The sequence below is a fragment of the Pseudomonas syringae group sp. J309-1 genome (genome assembly GCF_032582135.1).
GTDB classification, from domain to species: Bacteria; Pseudomonadota; Gammaproteobacteria; order Pseudomonadales; family Pseudomonadaceae; genus Aquipseudomonas; species Aquipseudomonas quasicaspiana.
Window position 1 is genome coordinate 12,696 of sequence record NZ_JAWHNU010000056.1, and the last position, 17,664, is coordinate 30,359.

The window sequence follows — 17,664 nt, forward strand, 5'->3', positions numbered from 1 at the left end:
CTGGCCGCGTCCAATCGGCATCCCATCAGATAGTGGCCCAACGATGTTACGCGTTATCGCTTTGATCCTTCCCTTGCTCACCGGACTTGCTCACGCTGCCACCCCATCCGTCCTGCAGCGCCCCATCGTTCTGCAAACCGCGACGGGTGAGCTGTCCGGCACCTTATTACTGCCCAAATCCACCTCTCCCGTACCGGTGGTGTTGATTATTGCTGGCTCTGGCCCGACTGATCGCGATGGCAATAACCCCGACGGCGGTCGCAACGACAGCATGAAACTTCTGGCGCGCACCCTCGCCAGACACAACATCGCCAGCGTGCGTTATGACAAACGCGGCGTCGCCGCGAGCAAGGCCGCTACTCCTGATGAGCGCAATCTGAGCATCGAGGCTTATGTAGCCGACGCAGAAGCCTGGGGCCAGAAACTCAAGACTGACCCGCGTCTGGGTCAGTTGATCCTGCTGGGTCACAGCGAGGGCGCACTGGTTGCATCACTGGCGGCTGAAAAAGCCGGTGCCGCTGCGGTGATCTCGGTAGCCGGTACAGGTCGTCCGGTGGATGAAGTATTGCGTGAGCAACTGCAAGAGCGCCTGCCTCCGCCTCTGCTGCTGCGCAGCAATCAATTGATCGATGAAATCAAGGCGGGCAAGACCGACAACGATGTTCCGGACGAGCTGGAAGTAGTATTCCGCCCGAGTGTTCAGCCGTATCTGATTTCGTTGTTCCGCCAGGCCCCGGCTGCCGCGTTCGGCAAATTGAAAGTTCCAGCGCTTATCATCCAGGGTCGAAACGATATCCAGGTCGGTGTCGGCGATGCAGAGCTGTTGAAGCAAGCCAAACCCGATGCCGAACTGGCCCTGATCGAGGGCATGAACCACGTGTTGCGCATCGTACCGAACGACATCAAGCAGCAACTCGAGTCCTACAAAAACCCGCAACTGCCGCTGTCCAGCGAGCTTTCCAAACGGATTCTGCGCTTTATCGAAGCCCTTCCAGCAGCGTGACCTGGAAAATTGGCGTCAGGAATCCTGGCGCCCCTTCAGTACCGGGGAAAACGGCCGATAGCTGATTGCTGGCTCTGTGTTTGCTGCACAGGGTCAAGGACAGGATCGCCGTGAACATGACTGAAACGAACGCGTTACCCGAAATCACTGAAAATACTCCAGTCGCCGAAGCGGAAGCGCCGGCGCCTGCGCAGCTGTGGGACGAAGTCAAGCCAGAGCATTTTGTGATGCTGCGCCTGGCGCCGTTGCAGACCGACCGGGCCACGGGTGGCCGGCCGTTGCGTTTTGTCCAGTTTGGCCGTGCCGAGCGGCATAGCAAAGAGGTGAGTCTGCTGCGCCTGAGCATCCAGTTGCCGGGGCAACGGGTGCGCCGCGAACAGAACCATCTGGATGTCTGGGTCGATCACGAAAAACACGTCGTGCGCTTCGGACCGGACTCGGGCCTGCAAATCGAGCCATGGAACCGTGGCATCGGCCGTTTCCTGATCGCTCAGGGCATTCACTGGGCGCAGAAAAAATGGTCGACCTATAAAGTCGAGAGCTTTGCCTTGCCGAGCAAGGACGGGCTCAACGAAGACACCCGCCTGCGCCGCGATCATTTCCTGAAAACTCAGGGCTTCGAAGTCGCCTACGCCGACGCGCAGCACATGAAAGGCAGCTTCAAGGAAGTTCAGGTCGGCAACCTGCACAGCACCTGGAACAACGACAAGATTCAGATCATCGAGATTCTCGAAGCTTCACAGATGCTGGAGAACGCCGAGAAGAAGATGATCGAGCAAGAAGTGGCGATCCGTCAGCATGAGGATCGCGTCGGCAAATACAAGCGTGAAGACAGTGGCCTGCGCTTCACTATTGCCTGTCTGGTGACCTTTGCAGTATTCCAGGCCGGATTACTGATCTGGATTGCGACCCACCGCTAGTCTTCAAAACTGATATAGCTCTCAAAACTGAAGGCGCTCATCGCGAGCGCCTTCAGCCTGATCAGTCAGATACGCGATTCAAACAGCGCCTGATGCTCCCGGCACTGGGCAGCGCTGAGCATGAACACGCCGTGGCCACCGCGCAGGAAGTCCAGCCAGGCGAACTCAACTTCCGGGTACAACGCCTGGACGTGAACCTGACTGTTACCCACTTCAACGATCAACAGACCTTTTTCGGTCAAATGATTTGCTGCCTGGCTCAACATCCGGCGCACCAGGTTAAGACCGTCACTGCCACAGGCCAGGGCCAGTTCCGGCTCGTGCTGGTATTCGTCCGGCATGTCCGCGAAATCTTCGGAATCGACATAAGGCGGGTTGGAGACGATCAGGTCAAAACGCTGACCCGGAAGGCCGTCAAAGCCGTCGCCCTGAACGGTGTAAACCCTGTTATCAACGCCGTGACGCTCGATGTTCTGGTTGGCAACTTCCAGTGCCTCAAAAGACAAATCAGCCAGCACCACTTCGGCGTCCGGGAACTCGTCGGCACAGGCAATACCGATACAGCCGGAGCCGGTGCACAGGTCGAGAATGCGCGCCGGTTCGTCAGCCAGCCAAGGGGCAAAGTGGTTTTCGATCAGCTCGGCGATGGGTGAGCGCGGGATCAGCACACGCTCATCAACAATGAACGACATACCGCAGAACCATGCTTCGCCCAGCAGGTACGGAGTTGGTACGCGCCCATCAATGCGGCGAGAGATCAAACGTTGCAGCTCCGAAATCTCATCAAGCTCCAGACGGCAATCCAGATAGCTGTCGGCAATCTCCCAAGGCAGGTGCAATGCGCCCAACACTAGCTGGCGTGCCTCGTCCCAGGCATTGTCAGTTCCATGACCGAAAAACAGATCTTCCTGATGAAAGCGACTGACCGCCCAACGGATATGGTCGCGCACGGTGCGCAAGCGGGATGTGATCACGGGGGGAAGCTCCTTGGAATACGTCTTGGGATTCTAGCAGCCATGACCGCAACACACGATGCCCGAGTGCCATTAGCGACCCGGCTCACGTTCGACGATGGTTTTGGATACGTGGCATTTCAATCAAGGCATAATGCTCACCGCCCAGATCGATCAACGCCGCTACAGGCCAGAGAAACCGGAGCTTCTCACCGTCGCCATTCCCAGAACCGTTCAGGCGGAGGAGAATGACGCAAAAGCCCCACACAAAGGAGCCCCAGATGTCCGATCCAAAGACCATGTTTCAACTCAGCGGCCGTGGCTATGCAGCGGCCACTTTGAGTAATGCCACGCTGATCATTATTGATGCCCAGAAAGAATACCTCAGCGGCCCGCTGGCCCTGACCGGGGTTAACGAAGCAGCCGCCAACATCTGCAAACTGGTTGCGGCGGCCCGTGCCGGCAAATGCCCGGTTGTGCACATCCGCCACCTCGGCACTGTCGGTGGCTTGTTCGACCCGCAAGGTGAGCGCGGTGAGTTCATGCCTGAGTTGAAGCCACTGGAAGACGAACGCATCGTTGAAAAACGTCTGCCCAACGCTTTCAACGGCACCGGCCTTGACGACTTGTTGCAAAGCCTTGGTCATCTGGACCTTATTGTTTGCGGTTTCATGAGCCATTCGAGTATCAGCACGACCGTACGGGCGGCGAAGGATTATGGCTATCGTTGCACGCTGGTAGACGACGCCTGTGCGACGCGAGACCTGCCAAGCCCCGACGGAGTCGTCAGCGCCCACATTGTTCATCGCACTGAAATGGCGATCATGAACGATAACTTCGCGACCCTGGCACTCACCAAAGACTTGATCTGAACCGCTAGAAACCAGCCCAGACTCCCCCTGCCCGGCCATGAGCATCACAGCTCCGCGCCGGCGTGCACCACGCCTCGCGGCTGTCGTACCCCATTCGCTGTATTCGCGGTTATGTGACGCTGTTCACATTACCGCCTATCCATTAATACCCGTCATTTGCCCTGAATCCTCTGCCTGCGGGAACCAGCCGCCGCCTGTCCGGGTCAGACCCCGATACTCTGGAGGAAAATCGGAATGAAAGTATCCGACGGTTTTGACGCCCGTCGCCTGCGTCCAAAAGGATCGGGCAGTTGGGGCGTGCGCATTGGTTCGGCCATTGCTGCCCTGTTGGCGACTTTCGGCGTGTTGCTGGCAATGGCGGGTGTTTCCAGCCTGATTGGTCGGCCCCAGGTGCTGGGTGAGCTTAATGCCAGCCCACTGGGCGCAGCGCTCGTTGTACTAAGTGGCTTGTTGGTGCTCTACGTTGGCATCTGGCTATGGCGTCGCTGCCGCGTGGGTAGTCGTCGCAAGAATGGCCTGAACATGTCGCCGCACTTGATGAAAAAGCAGGATTGAAAAACTTTTAGGCAAACACTGCTTGCATGTGGGATCGGCTTTAGCGGGAAAGGCAGCATTCCTGATGTCACATTTCGCTGACCATACCGGCCTTTTCCCGGCTAAAGCCGGTCCCACGCCCTATATGTGCATCACACCACCGCTCACACCGCGACTTGGTTAAACTAGCCCCCTTCGCGGAGGCTGACATGCAAGACGACGATTTTTCCCTGTTCAAAAACGAGTTACGCGGCGTCAAGCCCATCAAGCAAGAATATGCCGATGTAGGCAAACCCAAGACCGACCGTAAACTCCTGGCCAGACTGCGTCAGTCCGCGACGGTGCGCACCGATTCGGTGACAGTCGATGGGTTGTCGGATCAGTTCGTGATCGATGTCGGGCCGGAAGATGTGTTGAGCTGGTCCCGCGATGGCGTGCAGGAAGGCCAGATGCGCAAGCTGAAGCTCGGGCAGATCAGCTTCGAGGGCAGTCTGGATTTGCATGGCATGACGGTCGAGGTCGCACGGGAAACCCTGTGGGAGTTTCTCGCTGAAGCAACCAAACTGGAAGTACGTTGCGTGCGTGTCACTCATGGCAAGGCTGTGCGACTGGACGGCAAGCGCCCGATGATCAAAAGCCACGTCAACACCTGGCTGCGGCAACATCCTCAAGTGCTGGGTTTCTGTTCGTGCCAGGCAAAACACGGCGGCGCGGGAGCGGTTTACGTGATTCTCAAGCGGACCATGATGGAAGGTCGCGACGAGTAATCCGTCGCAACCTGAATGAAAAACCGGGGCGAGTTACGGACGCCCGCCCGGACCGCCACCACCTGGACCACCGCGGTCGCCACCTTCATAGTGACCGCCACCGCCGCCATGCCCGCCACCACCATGACCGCCGGGTCCACCTGGACCCCAAAACGGCCAGCAGCCTGAAACCGTAGACAGCACTGCAACCACCATCGCCACTTTAATCAATCGACCAACCATCACTTCACTCTCTCATGCGACAGGTATTTGTTACCTGTTCATTCAGACAGCGCGTGAGGGGTTATTTCTGTCGCGGGTTGGTAGGGGCTTGGTAAGCGACTGGATACATATCTACCACCCGTCCCCATCATCGATAACTACAGTGCCCACCTTCTAGCCTCCGCAATTGCCATATGCACCTATTTAGGTACACTGCACTCTCATGCCTGATGACACACCCGTTCTCACCGTACGTTTCTTTTGCACAGACGCTGGCAATGAGCCTGTTCGTGACTGGTTAGTAGCTCTACCCCGCCAACACAGGCGACTGATTGGTATCGACATCAAAGCTGTCCAGCTCGGCTGGCCGATGGGTATGCCCATTGTTCGAAAACTTGAAGTCGGGCTATGGGAGGTCAGGTCTGACCTTGGCGATACCATTGCTCGCGTATTGTTCGCAGTCGCTGCTTGCGAGATGGTGCTGCTTCACGGTTTTATCAAAAAAAGCCAGAAGACACCTTTGACGGAATTAACGACAGCACGGCAGCGCAAGTCGCGGCTATAAGGAGCCAATAATGAACAAGAATGTGGGATCTGACTTCGATGATTTCCTTGTGGAACAGGATCTTGCCGAAGAAGTTACCGCTGCGGCACTGAAAAAGGTCATATCCTGGCAGCTTGCGGAAACGATGAGGCTTCAGAAAGTCACCAAAAAAGACCTCGCCGAGCGGATGCATACAAGCCGCACCGTTGTGGACCGCGCCCTTGACGAGAGCGACGCGGGTATGACTCTGGCAACCTTGGCCAGTGCGGCACGCGCCTTGGGGCAACGCGTGGAAGTACGACTGTTGCCGAATATCAAGTAGCAATCGCCTCCCTACAGAGTGCCGTGAACCTGTAACAGCTGTTTAGAAGTCAGGCTCCCGACATCAAGCGATACAACTGCCGCCTGTCCTACGTTACTATGTCGCGCAACGCAGGCTTGCCCTGCATTTTTTGCTGGTCTGCGTGGCTATATCGTTCGATGTTGACTATCGACACGACGCCGCTGCTGACAGCATTACTTTTTACGGAACAGCCCCTGTGACACTGGAACAGAACTACACCGCGATCCTTGGCCAACTGGGGGAAGACGTTTCCCGCGAAGGTCTGCTCGACACCCCCAAGCGTGCTGCCAAGGCAATGCAGTATCTGTGTCGCGGTTATGAACAAACGCTGGAAGAGGTTACCAACGGTGCCCTCTTCAGCTCCGACGCCAGCGAAATGGTGATGGTCAAGGACATCGAGTTGTATTCGTTGTGCGAGCATCACCTGCTGCCGTTCATTGGCAAGGCGCACGTCGCCTACATCCCCAATGGCAAGGTGCTGGGTCTGTCCAAGGTCGCGCGCATTGTGGACATGTATGCCCGCCGCCTGCAGATCCAGGAAAACCTCAGCCGCCAGATCGCGGAAGCAATAATGCAAGTGACCGGCGCACTGGGCGTTGCCGTAGTGATCGAAGCCAAACACATGTGCATGATGATGCGCGGTGTCGAAAAGCAGAATTCGTCGATGATCACCTCAGTGATGCTCGGTGAATTCCGCAACAACGCTGCTACCCGCAGCGAGTTCCTCAGCCTCATCAAGTGACCGACGCCCTGCCCGGCTGATCACTCGCCGGGCCTTGGGCGATACGTTCCCGCCTGTTTCTCGCGAGGTCTTTTACGTGTTTATAAAAGCATTGAGGGTTGGCCTTGGCCAACTGGTCATCTTCATCGACTTCATCACCCGTCCGGCGAAGAAAAAACGCACGCCCGAAGCTCAGGCGGCTGTCGAGCAGTCAGCAAAGAATCTCAGCCTGTATCAGTTCAATGCCTGCCCGTTCTGCGTCAAAACCCGTCGCACTCTGCACAAGCTCAACGTCCCGGTTGCGCTGCATGATGCAAAAAACAACGAACAGGATCGCCAGACACTGCTCAATGAAGGCGGCAAAATCAAAGTGCCTTGCCTGCGCATCGAGGAAGCTGGCAAGACCACCTGGATGTATGAGTCCAAAGTGATCATTGATTACCTGAATCAGCGCTTCGCAGCGATCTGATTCAACGGCGCACGCCCGACATCAGTTCGGGCAGCCTTCCTGACGGCACGCCGCATACTGTTTCAGCTGCTCGACGCGCACTCTGGTCTGCTCTGCCAGACACCGGGATTGCAGCAGCGGCCACATCGAGCCGAAATCCTCAGCCTTGCCTGCCTGATACATACAATCCGCATCACGGAAAGCAATCCACTTCTGCTGCGCAGCCTTGAACGCCTGCTTCTTCTCGGGCGTCTGCAAGTACGCTATTTGTGCCTTGTATTGTTTGTTCAGCTCCGCATCCAGCGTTGCCAGTTGCTGACCTGCGCAACGATTCATCGCAGCCTGGCTGGCATCACAGTCTGTGTTTTGTGCCGAAGCAGAGCAGCCAATACCCAGCGCCATGAACATCAGCACCGCCATCATTGAAAAGCGCATCGGGAACTCCTTTCCTTAAAGTCGTTGTTATCGGGCTACGGGGCCGTACCCAAGAGGCGCGCAGACTAAATGCCTGTGATGACACAGCCAAGTGATTTCAGCTCTGCTAAAACAATCGGACATAAAAAAGCCGGTCATGTTGCATGACCGGCTTTTCAGGTGTCCGTCGCGATCAGTCCAGCATGCCCACATAGCCAGGTTGCGCCTTCACCCGCTCCAACCATTGCTCGATGCCAGGGTATGGCGTCAGGTCGAAACCACCCTGATGGGCAACATGGGTGTAGGCATACAACGCAATGTCTGCGATGGAGAAGTGATCGCCCACCAGGAAAGGCGTGCGTTTGAGTTGCTGTTCCATCACTGCCAACGCTCGGTAGCCAGCTTTGTGCAGCGAACGATATTCCTCCAGACGCTCTTCAGGCAGCCCTAGGTAGAACTGGATAAAGCGCGCGACGGCGATGCTCGGCTCATGGCTGTACTGTTCGAAGAACTGCCATTGCAGCACTTGCGTGCGCAGTCGCGGTTCGCTCGGCAGGTACTGGCTGCCATCGGCGAGGAAATTGAGGATCGCATTGGATTCCCACAGGCAGGTGCCGTCCTCAAGCTCCAGGACAGGGATCTTGCCGTTGGGGTTCTTCTCCAGAAACGCTGCGGTCTGGGTTTCACCCTTGAGAATATCCACCGGCACCCAGTGATACTCGACGCCCAGCAGGTTGAGCATCAGCTTGATCTTGTAGCAGTTGCCCGATTTGTAATCGCCGTAAACCTTGTACATACCCGTCCCCTTGAATTCCCTTGATGCCCGCAGCTAAGCGGCTCGCTCCAACCGGGCCTGACGCACGACCGCCGCCAATCGCTTCAGGCCCTCATCGAGACGGGCCGGATCAATGTGGCTGAAGTTGAGCCTTAGATAACCATGGTTGGCATCTGGATCAGCGAAAAACGGCTCCCCCGGCATAAACGCGACATCCTGCCTGAGCGCTTCGTCGAGCAGAGTCCGTGTATCCATTGGTTGCTTGAGCGTCAGCCAGAAAAACAAACCACCTTGCGGGCTGTTCCAGTCAGCTATATCGGCAAAATGTCGTTTTAGTGCAGCCTCAAATGCATCCCGCCGCTGACGGTAGAAAGTCTGCAACTCAGACAAGTGTTCGCGGTAGTGCTCGGTACCGATCCATTGCAGGGCCTGCCACTGGCCTAAACGGTTGGTGTGCAGATCGGCAGACTGCTTCAAACGCAGCAAATGCGGGAACAGATCAGGACTGGCAATCAGGTAGCCGACCCGCAAACCTGGCAACAGGGTTTTCGACACAGTACCGGTGTAGATCCAGCTGGCCTTTTGCAAACGGCTGGCGATGGGCTTGGCACTGCCGCCATCAAACGTCAGATCGCGATAGGGTTCGTCTTCGATCAAGGTCACGCCGAATTCATCCAGCAGAGCAGCCACGGCCACACGACTGGCTTCGCTGTAACGCACTGCGGAAGGATTCTGGAAAGTCGGAATCAGATAGGCGAACGCAGGCTGGTGTTGCTCCAGTTGCTGTCGCAAGGCCTGCAAATCCGGACCATCGGTTTGCAGCGGCACTGTCAGGCAATCAGCACCGAACAACTGGAAAATCTGCAACGCCGCCAGGTATGTCGGTGCTTCGAGCACGATCTGCGTGCCTTTGTCGATGTAAAGCTTGGCCGCCAGATCCAGCGTCTGCTGCGAGCCGCTGACGATCAACACCTGACTGGCGTCGCACTGCAGGCCGATAGCTCGCGCCTCTGCAGCCAGGGCTTCGCGCAAGCCAGGCTCGCCTTCACTCATGCCGTATTGGCCAAGCGCAACAGGCATGTCCGCCCACTCCACTTTGGGCAGCATGGCTTCGGCTGGCAGGCCACCGGCAAACGACATGACTTCCGGACGCTGGGCCGCAGCAAGGATTTCACGAATCAGAGAACTTTTAAGCCGGGACACGCGTTCAGAGAAAGCCATTGAGATCACCGCTAGCCGAAGTAATTGGAAATAAGTCAAACTGGTTGACCGAAATTACGACGCCAGACATAGATACGTCAATATGCTTGACCTTAAAAATTCCGCATCCCAACAAGCCGCCATGGAAGCTTTTTTCTTCGGCTACCAGGCATTCACGGCTAAAGCTGACGAAATGCTTGCTCGACGAGGCTTCAGCCGGGTGCATCAGCGCATCGTATTTTTCATTGCCCGCTATCCCGGTTTGAGCGTTAAAGAGCTGCTCTGCGTGCTCGGTGTGAGCAAGCAGGCACTCAATGCGCCGCTGCGCCAACTGATCGCCATGGACCTGGTACACAGCACCGCCCCCGACAGCGACAAGCGCAAACGCTTGCTGGGGCTGACCGAAGAAGGCTCGAAGTTCGAACAGGCTTTGCGGCGCGAACAAGTGAAGTTGTTGCAGCGCGTTTTTGCCGAGGCGGGTCTCGAAGCCGTTGACGGCTGGCTGCAGGTCAATGAAGCACTGAGCAGGACGCTACAGAATGGTGCCCGGCCTGTTTCTCGTGAGGAGGATTGAAAACCTGACATCGGCTCCTATCAGACAAAATATAAATAAACGTGTTTGCAGCCAGGCTTGGGCTGCTTCGTAACTGTACTCACGTTTACGAATCCCGCTGTATCGCAACACTTTGATACCAGTACGTTTACGCTTGCGGCCTGCCGTTGCACTGCTCAAGGATGGATTGATGAACGCCTCACCCCCCGCCCGTCTGCGCCCATTGGCCGACACTTCCCCCGCCGCAATCGTTGCTGGTTTTATCGCCATGATGACGGGCTGTACCAGTTCGCTGGTGCTGATGTTTCAGGCAGGCCAGGCAGCCGGGCTGACCAGTGCGCAGATATCTTCGTGGATCTGGGCATTGTTCGTCGGTATGGCTGTGTGCAGCATCGGTCTTTCCTTGCGCTATCGGACACCCATCACCGTGGCTTGGTCGACCCCCGGCGCAGCTTTGCTGATCACCAGCCTGGGCGGAGTGGCGTATCCAGAAGCCATCGGTGCGTTTATCACCAGTGCAGTGCTCGTCATCATTTGCGGGGTAACCGGCAGCTTTGACCGACTGGTAAAAAAGCTTCCCGCCTCTCTGGCTGCGGCGTTACTGGCCGGCATTCTGTTCAAGATCGGCAGCGAAATCTTCGTCGCCGCCCAACACCGCACCGCGCTGGTATTGGGGATGTTCTTCACCTACCTGCTGATCAAACGGATATCGCCACGCTACGCGGTACTGGCTGCACTCCTGGTGGGTACTGCACTGTCAGGCTGGTTGGGTTTGCTGGACTTCAGCGGCTTTACGCTGGAGGTCTCGATGCCGGTCTGGACGACGCCAGAGTTTTCTCTGGCGGCAACGGTGAGCATCGGCATTCCGCTGTTTGTGGTGGCCATGACGTCACAGAACATGCCGGGCATCGCCGTGTTGCGTGCTGATGGTTATCACGTACCAGCCTCTCCGCTGATTTCAGTCACCGGTATCGCGTCATTGTTGCTGGCACCGTTCGGTTCCCACGGACTCAATCTGGCCGCTATCAGCGCGGCCATCTGCACCAGCACCCACGCTCACGAGGACCGCGACAAGCGTTACACGGCGGCCATCTGGTGCGGAATCTTCTACGCCATTGCCGCCATCTACGGTGGAGCGCTGGCGGCGCTATTCGGTGCGTTCCCCAAGGAACTGGTGCTATCGATCGCCGCTTTGGCGTTGTTCGGCTCGATCATTAACGGCCTGACCGTTGCGATGAACGAACCCAGGGAGCGCGAAGCGGCACTGATCACCTTCATGGTGACGGCGTCAGGCCTGACCCTGCTTTCGATTGGATCGGCGTTCTGGGGGATTGTGGCGGGGGTTGTGACGATGCTGATCCTGAATGGGACGTCGCGTCGGTAGAAGCAGGTCGCTTCAGAAATACATCTACCGGATTCGAAGATGATCCTGCGCCACAAACAAGTGGTCTGTAGGAGCTGCCGAAGGCTGCGATGGCGGTGCATCAGACTAAGTGCTCGCAGCCTTCGGCAGCTCCTACGGGCCAATAAAGATTCAGTGTTTCGCTACAACCTGAAATGCCCAACCATCCCCTTGAGCTCCGTCCCAAGTGATGCAAGCTCAGTACTCGACGCTGCATTGCCCCGCATGGCCAGGGCGGACTGATCGGCGCTGGCGCGAATATTAGTGACGCTGCGATTGATCTCTTCGGCGACCGACGTCTGTTGTTCTGCCGCTGCAGCAATTTGCTGGTTCATCTGCTGGATCATCGAAACCGCCGCAGCAATGCTGCCCAACGCGCTTTCGGTTTGCAGCGCATCGCTGACCGCAAGCCTGACCAGTTCACCACTGCTCTGGATTTGTGCCACGGAGGCTGAAGCACCACTGCGAAGGCTGCTGACGAGTCGTTCGATTTCCTCAGTGGATTGCTGAGTTCGCCTGGCCAGCGCTCTTACCTCGTCGGCAACCACGGCAAAGCCCCTGCCCTGCTCACCTGCGCGCGCGGCTTCGATAGCCGCATTCAGCGCCAACAGATTGGTCTGTTCGGCCACGCTTTTAATGACCCCAAGCACCGTGCCGATGTTCTGGATCTCGTTGCTCAGGTTTTCAATGCTGTCGATGGCCGACGCAGAAGAACTGGCCAATTGCTCAATGCGCTGCAAACTCTGACGCACCACTGTCTGGCCGCTGTCGACCTTCTCATCAGCGCTCTGCGCGGCAAGCGCCGCTTGTTCCGCATTGCGGGCAACGTCATGCACCGTTGCCGTCATCTGGTTCATGGCCGTCGCGACCTGCTCGGTCTCTTCCTGCTGATGACTGACTTCGCGATTAGTCTGCTCAGTGACAGCCGAAAGAGAATGCGCAGAACTGGCCAACTGATCGATACCTGCCTGCAGACCGCTGACGATGCCACTCAGGCCAGCCCCCATTTGCTGCATGGCGAGCATCAACTGGCCGATTTCATCCTTGCGCCGTCCGTCGATACTACCGCTCAGGTCCCCCGCAGCAATACGTTGCGCAGTGGCAATGACGCTGCGCAACGGGTGAACGATCAGGCGAGTGATCAACAGCGAAGCCATCACACCCACCAACAAGGCCACCACCGATGAGCCGATGATCTGCAACGTGTTCGTGGTGAGTTGCGCCTGCATCGACTGATCTTCGGCGGCGTAGGCTTGCTTCACTTGCTCGACGACCTGCGTGGCGTTGGCAGCCAGTTGCAGTGATACCTTGGCTTCGCTGTCGAGCAGGTCGGTGTATTCACTGAGTTTTTCAGTGAAATTGACGATATGCGTACTGACCTCACCCAACACAGTCTGATAGCCCTCGTCCTTGACGACACCTTTGAGCTCCTCGACCAACGCCTTGGCATCATCCGCCTGCGTGATTTTGCCAGTCTTGACCTCGTCACCCGAGCCTGTCTTGCGGCTTTTATCGAGACGCACCCGGGCCTCGTCCATTGCCTGCATCATCAATTTTGAGACCTGGCTGACCTGATTGGCCTGCTCGATGAACTCCGAACCCTGCTCGCCCTTCGACTCCTTAAGGCCATAGGCGCCGTCATCCGCCAGCCCGGACTGTAGAACATCCAGATTGTTGGCGACGCTAGAGACGGACCAACTGGCCATTTCCAGCGCAATGTCCTTGCTTTGGCTGATATCGACGAACTGATCGAAGGACCTGCGATAAGCCCCCAATGTCTGCTGGACCTCGGTCATGCGTGACTCGCTGGCGGGGGACTGACTTTTCAATTGCTCAGCCAGTGCATTCAACTCATCAACGCCAACATGCAGTTGCTCAACGATCTTCGGATCACTGCGCAGCGCGTATTCCTGCTCCAGCAACCTGACCTTGAGGAGCCCGCTGTTCAGGGAAGACATCTGGTTAAGGCCATCGAAGTGAGCGCTGATGCTTTTCAGCGACCAGACACCTATAGCGGCCACCAGCGCGGTCAGCAGCAAAACCAGCGTGAAACCCACGCCGAGTTTCTTTGCCATCCCAAGGTTGGCAACGCGAGCTTGCATGGCCGAAATCATAGCGCTCATCTCCGTTCGATCACTCAAGGCGTTCAGGCCGAACACTCAGGCCGTTGATTCACGCCATTCAATAATCGTGCAGATTCGCAATGAGCCTGAAGATGTACAAGTCTTTGACGCCGAGATAATGGCAAATAGCTATGCCGAAGTCGTTTTCAGACTTATCCGGGGCAACTTGGGATTATCAGCCTGCGTGCGACGTCGAGACTTGAGCATAAAAGCAGCGGATGACTTGGCAGCAGTTGCAGGGTAAACGTCCGATTCGGAGCGATTACCCTGCGTGAAGCGCTAAACGTGCGCAGGGGTATTCAGCAAGTCGCAGCCCCCACCAGCAAGGTTCCCGCATCCGCATCGAGTGTGGCTTCGATGCCTAGCGGCACCGCGTGGTTGATAGCGTCATGGCCAATGGAAAGACCGCCCAGAACAGGAATGCCCAGATCACCCAGTCGTTCCATCAAGACACTCGAATGGGTGATCGATCCGGTAGCGCCTTTAGGTTCGCTGAACTGCCCAACCGCAATGCCTGCCAATCCATTCAACGCACCACTGTTGAGTAGATGAGTAAGCAGGCGATCGACACGATAGGCCGCTTCGCTCACATCTTCGATCAGCAGAATGGCGCCGTTGAGATCTGGCATGTAATCAGTACCCACGCTGCTGCTGAGTATGCTGAGATTGCCTCCCAGCAATACACCATGAGCCGTGCCGCGGGTACGCACATCGAAGGTGCGCTCCGCTGCATCGGCTGCGACCAGAACCGGTTCGGTGCTCATGGTCACGTGTCGCAAACCGCTGACGAACAGACCGCCGCGCTCAAGCTGACTGGCCACCGGCCCGTGGATGGTTGCCAGTCGCGCATGCTGCCAAAGCGCACCGTGAAATGCAGTGATATCAGAAAAACCAATCACCAGTTTCGGATCGCGTTTAACCGCGTCGAAATCAAGATGCTGAACGATGCGTTGCGCGCCGTAGCCGCCACGATTACAAAACAGTGCGCGGATCTCCGGATCAGCCAGCGCAGCATTGAAGTCTGCAAGCCGGTGTTCATCGGTGCCAGCATAAAAAGAATGAGTATCCAGTGCGTGAGGATAAATCCGGGGCTTGAGACCCCAGCTCTTGAGAACCTCTGCCGCACTTTCGACTTTTGCTGCCGCCACCGGACCAGCAGGTGAAACCAGAGCGACTGCATCTCCGGGGCGGAGCGCATGAGGGCGAAGGGTTGGCAAACAGATGGAAGACATTACAAGAGCTCAAGTTTCAGGTCAGTGGGCCAATGTAGATTAGTCTCGGCTGTCGATCCACACCGAAAAACATTTACCTGATTTTTTGAAAACCTACCGCCAGCGGGCGCGCGCTTGCTCATCATCCAACTGGATCACAACGCATTCGCACGATGATCTTCACTTGCCGGGCAGTGCCTCAGCGACTTCAATCAATCTTTGACTATTTATGAGGAAATGCCATGAGCAGCCACACCAACCGCCAATTCCTGCTCGCCAAACGCCCGGTCGGCCAGGCGAGTCGCGAAGACTTCACTTATCAGGAAATACCGGTCGGCGAGCTGGCAAGCGGGCAGATTCTGGTCAAGAACCATTACCTGTCACTGGATCCGGCCATGCGCGGCTGGATGAACGAGGGCAAGTCGTACATCGCCCCTGTCGGTCTGGGCGAGGTGATGCGCGCACTGGGCGTGGGCGAAGTGATCGCCTCGCAAAGCGAACAGTTCGCGGAAGGTGACTTTGTTCAGGGCGCACTGGGCGTTCAGGACTATTTCCTGGGTGAGCCTAAAGGCTTCTACAAAATCGACCCTAAACTCGCACCGCTGCCCCGCTACCTTTCAGCGCTGGGCATGACCGGCATGACCGCCTACTTTGCGCTGCTGGATGTCGGAGCGCCGCAGAGTGGCGACACCGTAGTGATTTCCGGCGCAGCGGGTGCCGTGGGAAGTGTCGCCGGACAGATCGCCAAGCTTAAAGGTTGCCGAGTGATTGGCATCGCGGGTGGTAAACAGAAGTGTGAATCGCTGGTTAATGAGCTGGGCTTCGACGGCGTCATCGACTACAAGAGCGAGGATGTTCTGGCAGGTCTGAAGCGTGAGTGTCCCAATGGCGTGAATGTCTATTTCGATAACGTCGGTGGCGACATTCTCGACGCCGTACTCAGCCGTCTGGCGCCCAAGGCGCGGGTCGTGATCTGTGGCGCGATCAGTCAGTACAACAACACCTCGCCCGTCAAAGGGCCGAGCAATTACCTGTCGCTGTTGGTCAACCGGGCCCGCATGGAGGGTTTTGTGGTCATGGACTACGCCAGCAGGTTTGCCGCTGCCGGGCAGGAGATGGCCGGCTGGATGGCTGAGGGCAAACTAAAGAGCCGTGAGGACATTGTCGATGGGCTGGAGACGTTTCCCGAAACCCTGCAGAAGCTGTTCAAGGGCGAAAATTTCGGGAAGTTGGTGTTGAAGGTTTAGCCTCGAGAAATCGGGGTCCTATCAATCCAAAACATCATCACCTAATTGCTATGCATTCCTCAGGGGCTCGTGCGCTCCTACAGGTCTGGCGTTTGGCGCGAAACTCATTGCCATAAATCAATCTGTAGGAGCTGCCGCAGGCTGCGAATGCATTCTGCCTGCCCACCGCCATCGCAGCCTTCGGCAGCTCCTACAGATCAGCATACGGCGGCGTAACGGAGGACTACGTCCCTACCTACTGCGCTTGCAACACCTCATCCGCCTTGCCGCCTGCATCCTGAATCACCAGATGAATGAAATGCAGTTTGGTGATCACTGCAGGTGGGAGGACGAACGGATAGAAGTCAGGCTGGCCCATGCTGCGCGACAGCTCGTTGAGCATCCCGGCCAGTTCGATCCAGGCATTGACGAATGACAGGAACGCAGGCCCGCCGGGGTGTTGCGGGTCGTAAAGGGTTTCCAGCGGGAACGGCTGATAATCCAGGTCCATATCCCGGGCACTCATGCCAAAACCCAGCGCGGTATCGACCGCATCCATCATGTGCAGGTAATGCGCCCAGGTCTCCGCCCAATCCTCCCATGGATGCATGGTGGCGTAAGCGCTGACGAAGTTCTGCTGCCAGTCGGCAGGCGCCCCGTTCTGGTAATGGTGATCCAGTGCCTCGGCATAACTGGCGCGTTCATCGCCGAACAGGTTGCGATACCCGTCCTGCCACCAGGTATTTGCGATCAACCGATCCCAATAGTAGTGGCCCACTTCGTGACGGAAATGCCCGAGCAGAGTCCGATACGGTTCGTGCATCTGTACGCGAATTTTTTCGCGATGGGCGTCGTCCGCCTCTTTGATATCCAGGGTGATCAAGCCGTTGGCGTGCCCGGTGGTCGGCGCTTTGCCTTCCAGATCAACGCCAAGAAACTCAAATGCCAGCCCGCGCTCTTCGTCCTGAGTTTTGGGGATGACTTTCAGCCCGAGGGAAATCAACTGCGCAACCAGTCGACGCTTGGCGGTTTCCACCTTGCACCAGCGCTCACCGTTTTCCGGGATCGACAGGTCGGGAATGGTCTTGTTCAAGCTACAGGCAATGCAGAACTCGCCACTGTCATCGGCGGGAAACAGCCAGTTGCAGGCCGCAGGCGTATCAACGTTGGCACAACGTCGATACAACCCGGCTCCCGGCTCGTCACTCAGGCGCCAGGTGTCTTGATCGGGGCCAGGCTCAAGAGCTGCAACCCGTCCCTGCTCTGGCAGATAACCAAGCGCCGCGGAGCAGGCCAGACACTGGGTATTGGGAAAGAATACAGACTGACCACACTGGCACTGCCAAACCTTGCTGTTACGCCGGGTCTCGCCAACAAAAGGTGCAGCAATACGTGAACTGAGTTGCTCGAAAAACCGGTACATGGCGATCTCCTGGTGGGCCAGCATGCACTAG

Annotated in this window: 20 protein-coding genes and 1 pseudogene; 12 read left to right on the forward strand and 9 right to left on the reverse strand. The window is 57.1% G+C overall.

Going from position 1 to position 17,664, the window contains the following annotated elements; genetic code table 11:
- Positions 1–43 precede the first annotated feature (43 nt).
- Both RX972_RS23645 and RX972_RS23650 read left to right on the forward strand, forming a co-directional pair.
- Positions 44–1,003, forward strand: a complete 960-nt coding sequence (locus RX972_RS23645; RefSeq protein WP_099267304.1) for an alpha/beta hydrolase — start codon at positions 44–46, stop codon at positions 1,001–1,003.
- 116 nt (positions 1,004–1,119) lie between these two features.
- Entirely contained in the window at positions 1,120–1,923 is an 804-nt protein-coding gene (locus RX972_RS23650; RefSeq protein ID WP_027898894.1) for a hypothetical protein, read from the forward strand.
- Between the two features lie 65 nt (positions 1,924–1,988).
- Here the strand turns inward: RX972_RS23650 and prmB are convergent, their stop codons facing one another.
- The gene (gene prmB / locus RX972_RS23655) at positions 1,989–2,897 is read right to left on the reverse strand and encodes a 50S ribosomal protein L3 N(5)-glutamine methyltransferase (RefSeq protein ID WP_122706019.1); all 909 of its coding nucleotides are present in this window, start codon (positions 2,895–2,897) and stop codon (positions 1,989–1,991) included.
- Positions 2,898–3,157: 260 nt separating this feature from the next.
- Here prmB and RX972_RS23660 point away from each other — a divergent pair, with 260 nt between their 5' ends.
- The 3 genes from RX972_RS23660 to RX972_RS23670 all read left to right on the forward strand — a co-directional run bounded on the left by RX972_RS23660 (position 3,158) and on the right by RX972_RS23670 (position 5,049).
- On the forward strand, positions 3,158–3,748 hold the full coding sequence (locus RX972_RS23660) for a cysteine hydrolase family protein (protein ID WP_316879120.1): 591 nt from the start codon (positions 3,158–3,160) through the stop codon (positions 3,746–3,748).
- Between the two features lie 234 nt (positions 3,749–3,982).
- Complete coding sequence (locus RX972_RS23665; RefSeq protein WP_027898897.1) at positions 3,983–4,303, forward strand: hypothetical protein; 321 nt, start codon at positions 3,983–3,985, stop codon at positions 4,301–4,303.
- A 188-nt stretch (positions 4,304–4,491) separates the two neighbouring features.
- Positions 4,492–5,049 (forward strand): Smr/MutS family protein, encoded by a 558-nt coding sequence (locus tag RX972_RS23670; protein WP_027898898.1) that lies wholly within the window; start codon positions 4,492–4,494, stop codon positions 5,047–5,049.
- A 33-nt stretch (positions 5,050–5,082) separates the two neighbouring features.
- On the opposite strand, the gene RX972_RS23675 is transcribed toward RX972_RS23670, so the two are convergent.
- Entirely contained in the window at positions 5,083–5,271 is a 189-nt protein-coding gene (locus RX972_RS23675; RefSeq protein ID WP_049826778.1) for a hypothetical protein, read from the reverse strand.
- A 202-nt stretch (positions 5,272–5,473) separates the two neighbouring features.
- On the opposite strand from RX972_RS23675, the gene RX972_RS23680 reads away from it, so the two are divergent.
- From RX972_RS23680 to RX972_RS23695, 4 genes are all read left to right on the forward strand, one after another.
- The gene (locus RX972_RS23680) at positions 5,474–5,815 is read left to right on the forward strand and encodes a type II toxin-antitoxin system RelE/ParE family toxin (RefSeq protein ID WP_316879123.1); all 342 of its coding nucleotides are present in this window, start codon (positions 5,474–5,476) and stop codon (positions 5,813–5,815) included.
- Positions 5,816–5,825: 10 nt separating this feature from the next.
- A complete protein-coding gene (locus RX972_RS23685; protein WP_122805865.1) occupies positions 5,826–6,116 on the forward strand; it encodes an XRE family transcriptional regulator in 291 nt (96 codons plus the stop codon).
- 217 nt (positions 6,117–6,333) lie between these two features.
- Complete coding sequence (folE, locus tag RX972_RS23690; protein WP_027898901.1) at positions 6,334–6,879, forward strand: GTP cyclohydrolase I FolE; 546 nt, start codon at positions 6,334–6,336, stop codon at positions 6,877–6,879.
- 76 nt (positions 6,880–6,955) lie between these two features.
- Positions 6,956–7,327, forward strand: a complete 372-nt coding sequence (locus tag RX972_RS23695) for a glutathione S-transferase N-terminal domain-containing protein (protein WP_316879126.1) — start codon at positions 6,956–6,958, stop codon at positions 7,325–7,327.
- Positions 7,328–7,348: 21 nt separating this feature from the next.
- On the opposite strand, the gene RX972_RS23700 is transcribed toward RX972_RS23695, so the two are convergent.
- From RX972_RS23700 to RX972_RS23710, 3 genes are all read right to left on the reverse strand, one after another.
- Entirely contained in the window at positions 7,349–7,741 is a 393-nt protein-coding gene (locus RX972_RS23700) for a lysozyme inhibitor LprI family protein (RefSeq protein ID WP_316879128.1), read from the reverse strand.
- A 172-nt stretch (positions 7,742–7,913) separates the two neighbouring features.
- A complete protein-coding gene (locus RX972_RS23705) occupies positions 7,914–8,516 on the reverse strand; it encodes a glutathione S-transferase family protein (RefSeq protein WP_099267310.1) in 603 nt (200 codons plus the stop codon).
- 33 nt (positions 8,517–8,549) lie between these two features.
- A complete protein-coding gene (locus RX972_RS23710) occupies positions 8,550–9,716 on the reverse strand; it encodes a PLP-dependent aminotransferase family protein (RefSeq protein WP_027898905.1) in 1,167 nt (388 codons plus the stop codon).
- Between the two features lie 82 nt (positions 9,717–9,798).
- Here RX972_RS23710 and RX972_RS23715 point away from each other — a divergent pair, with 82 nt between their 5' ends.
- Positions 9,799–10,269, forward strand: a complete 471-nt coding sequence (locus RX972_RS23715) for a MarR family transcriptional regulator (protein WP_316879131.1) — start codon at positions 9,799–9,801, stop codon at positions 10,267–10,269.
- Positions 10,270–10,438: 169 nt separating this feature from the next.
- Positions 10,439–11,632 carry a benzoate/H(+) symporter BenE family transporter gene (locus RX972_RS23720; protein ID WP_316879133.1) on the forward strand — a complete coding sequence of 398 codons (1,194 nt, stop codon included), beginning with the start codon at positions 10,439–10,441 and terminating at the stop codon, positions 11,630–11,632.
- 161 nt (positions 11,633–11,793) lie between these two features.
- Here RX972_RS23720 and RX972_RS29630 read toward each other — a convergent pair whose 3' ends face one another.
- From RX972_RS29630 to RX972_RS23730, 3 genes and pseudogenes are all read right to left on the reverse strand, one after another.
- Positions 11,794–12,675: a methyl-accepting chemotaxis protein gene (locus RX972_RS29630; RefSeq protein WP_406643969.1), complete on the reverse strand. Its 882-nt coding sequence runs from the start codon at positions 12,673–12,675 to the stop codon at positions 11,794–11,796.
- A pseudogene (locus RX972_RS29635) lies at positions 12,655–13,773 on the reverse strand (HAMP domain-containing protein); the annotation flags it as partial. The gene RX972_RS29630 and the pseudogene RX972_RS29635, both read right to left, overlap by 21 nt.
- 299 nt (positions 13,774–14,072) lie before the next feature.
- On the reverse strand, positions 14,073–15,005 hold the full coding sequence (locus tag RX972_RS23730) for an LD-carboxypeptidase (protein ID WP_316879136.1): 933 nt from the start codon (positions 15,003–15,005) through the stop codon (positions 14,073–14,075).
- Positions 15,006–15,226: 221 nt separating this feature from the next.
- On the opposite strand from RX972_RS23730, the gene RX972_RS23735 reads away from it, so the two are divergent.
- Complete coding sequence (locus RX972_RS23735; RefSeq protein ID WP_316879138.1) at positions 15,227–16,231, forward strand: NADP-dependent oxidoreductase; 1,005 nt, start codon at positions 15,227–15,229, stop codon at positions 16,229–16,231.
- Positions 16,232–16,466: 235 nt separating this feature from the next.
- Here the strand turns inward: RX972_RS23735 and RX972_RS23740 are convergent, their stop codons facing one another.
- Positions 16,467–17,633 (reverse strand): putative zinc-binding metallopeptidase, encoded by a 1,167-nt coding sequence (locus tag RX972_RS23740; protein WP_231673674.1) that lies wholly within the window; start codon positions 17,631–17,633, stop codon positions 16,467–16,469.
- Positions 17,634–17,664 lie beyond the last annotated feature (31 nt).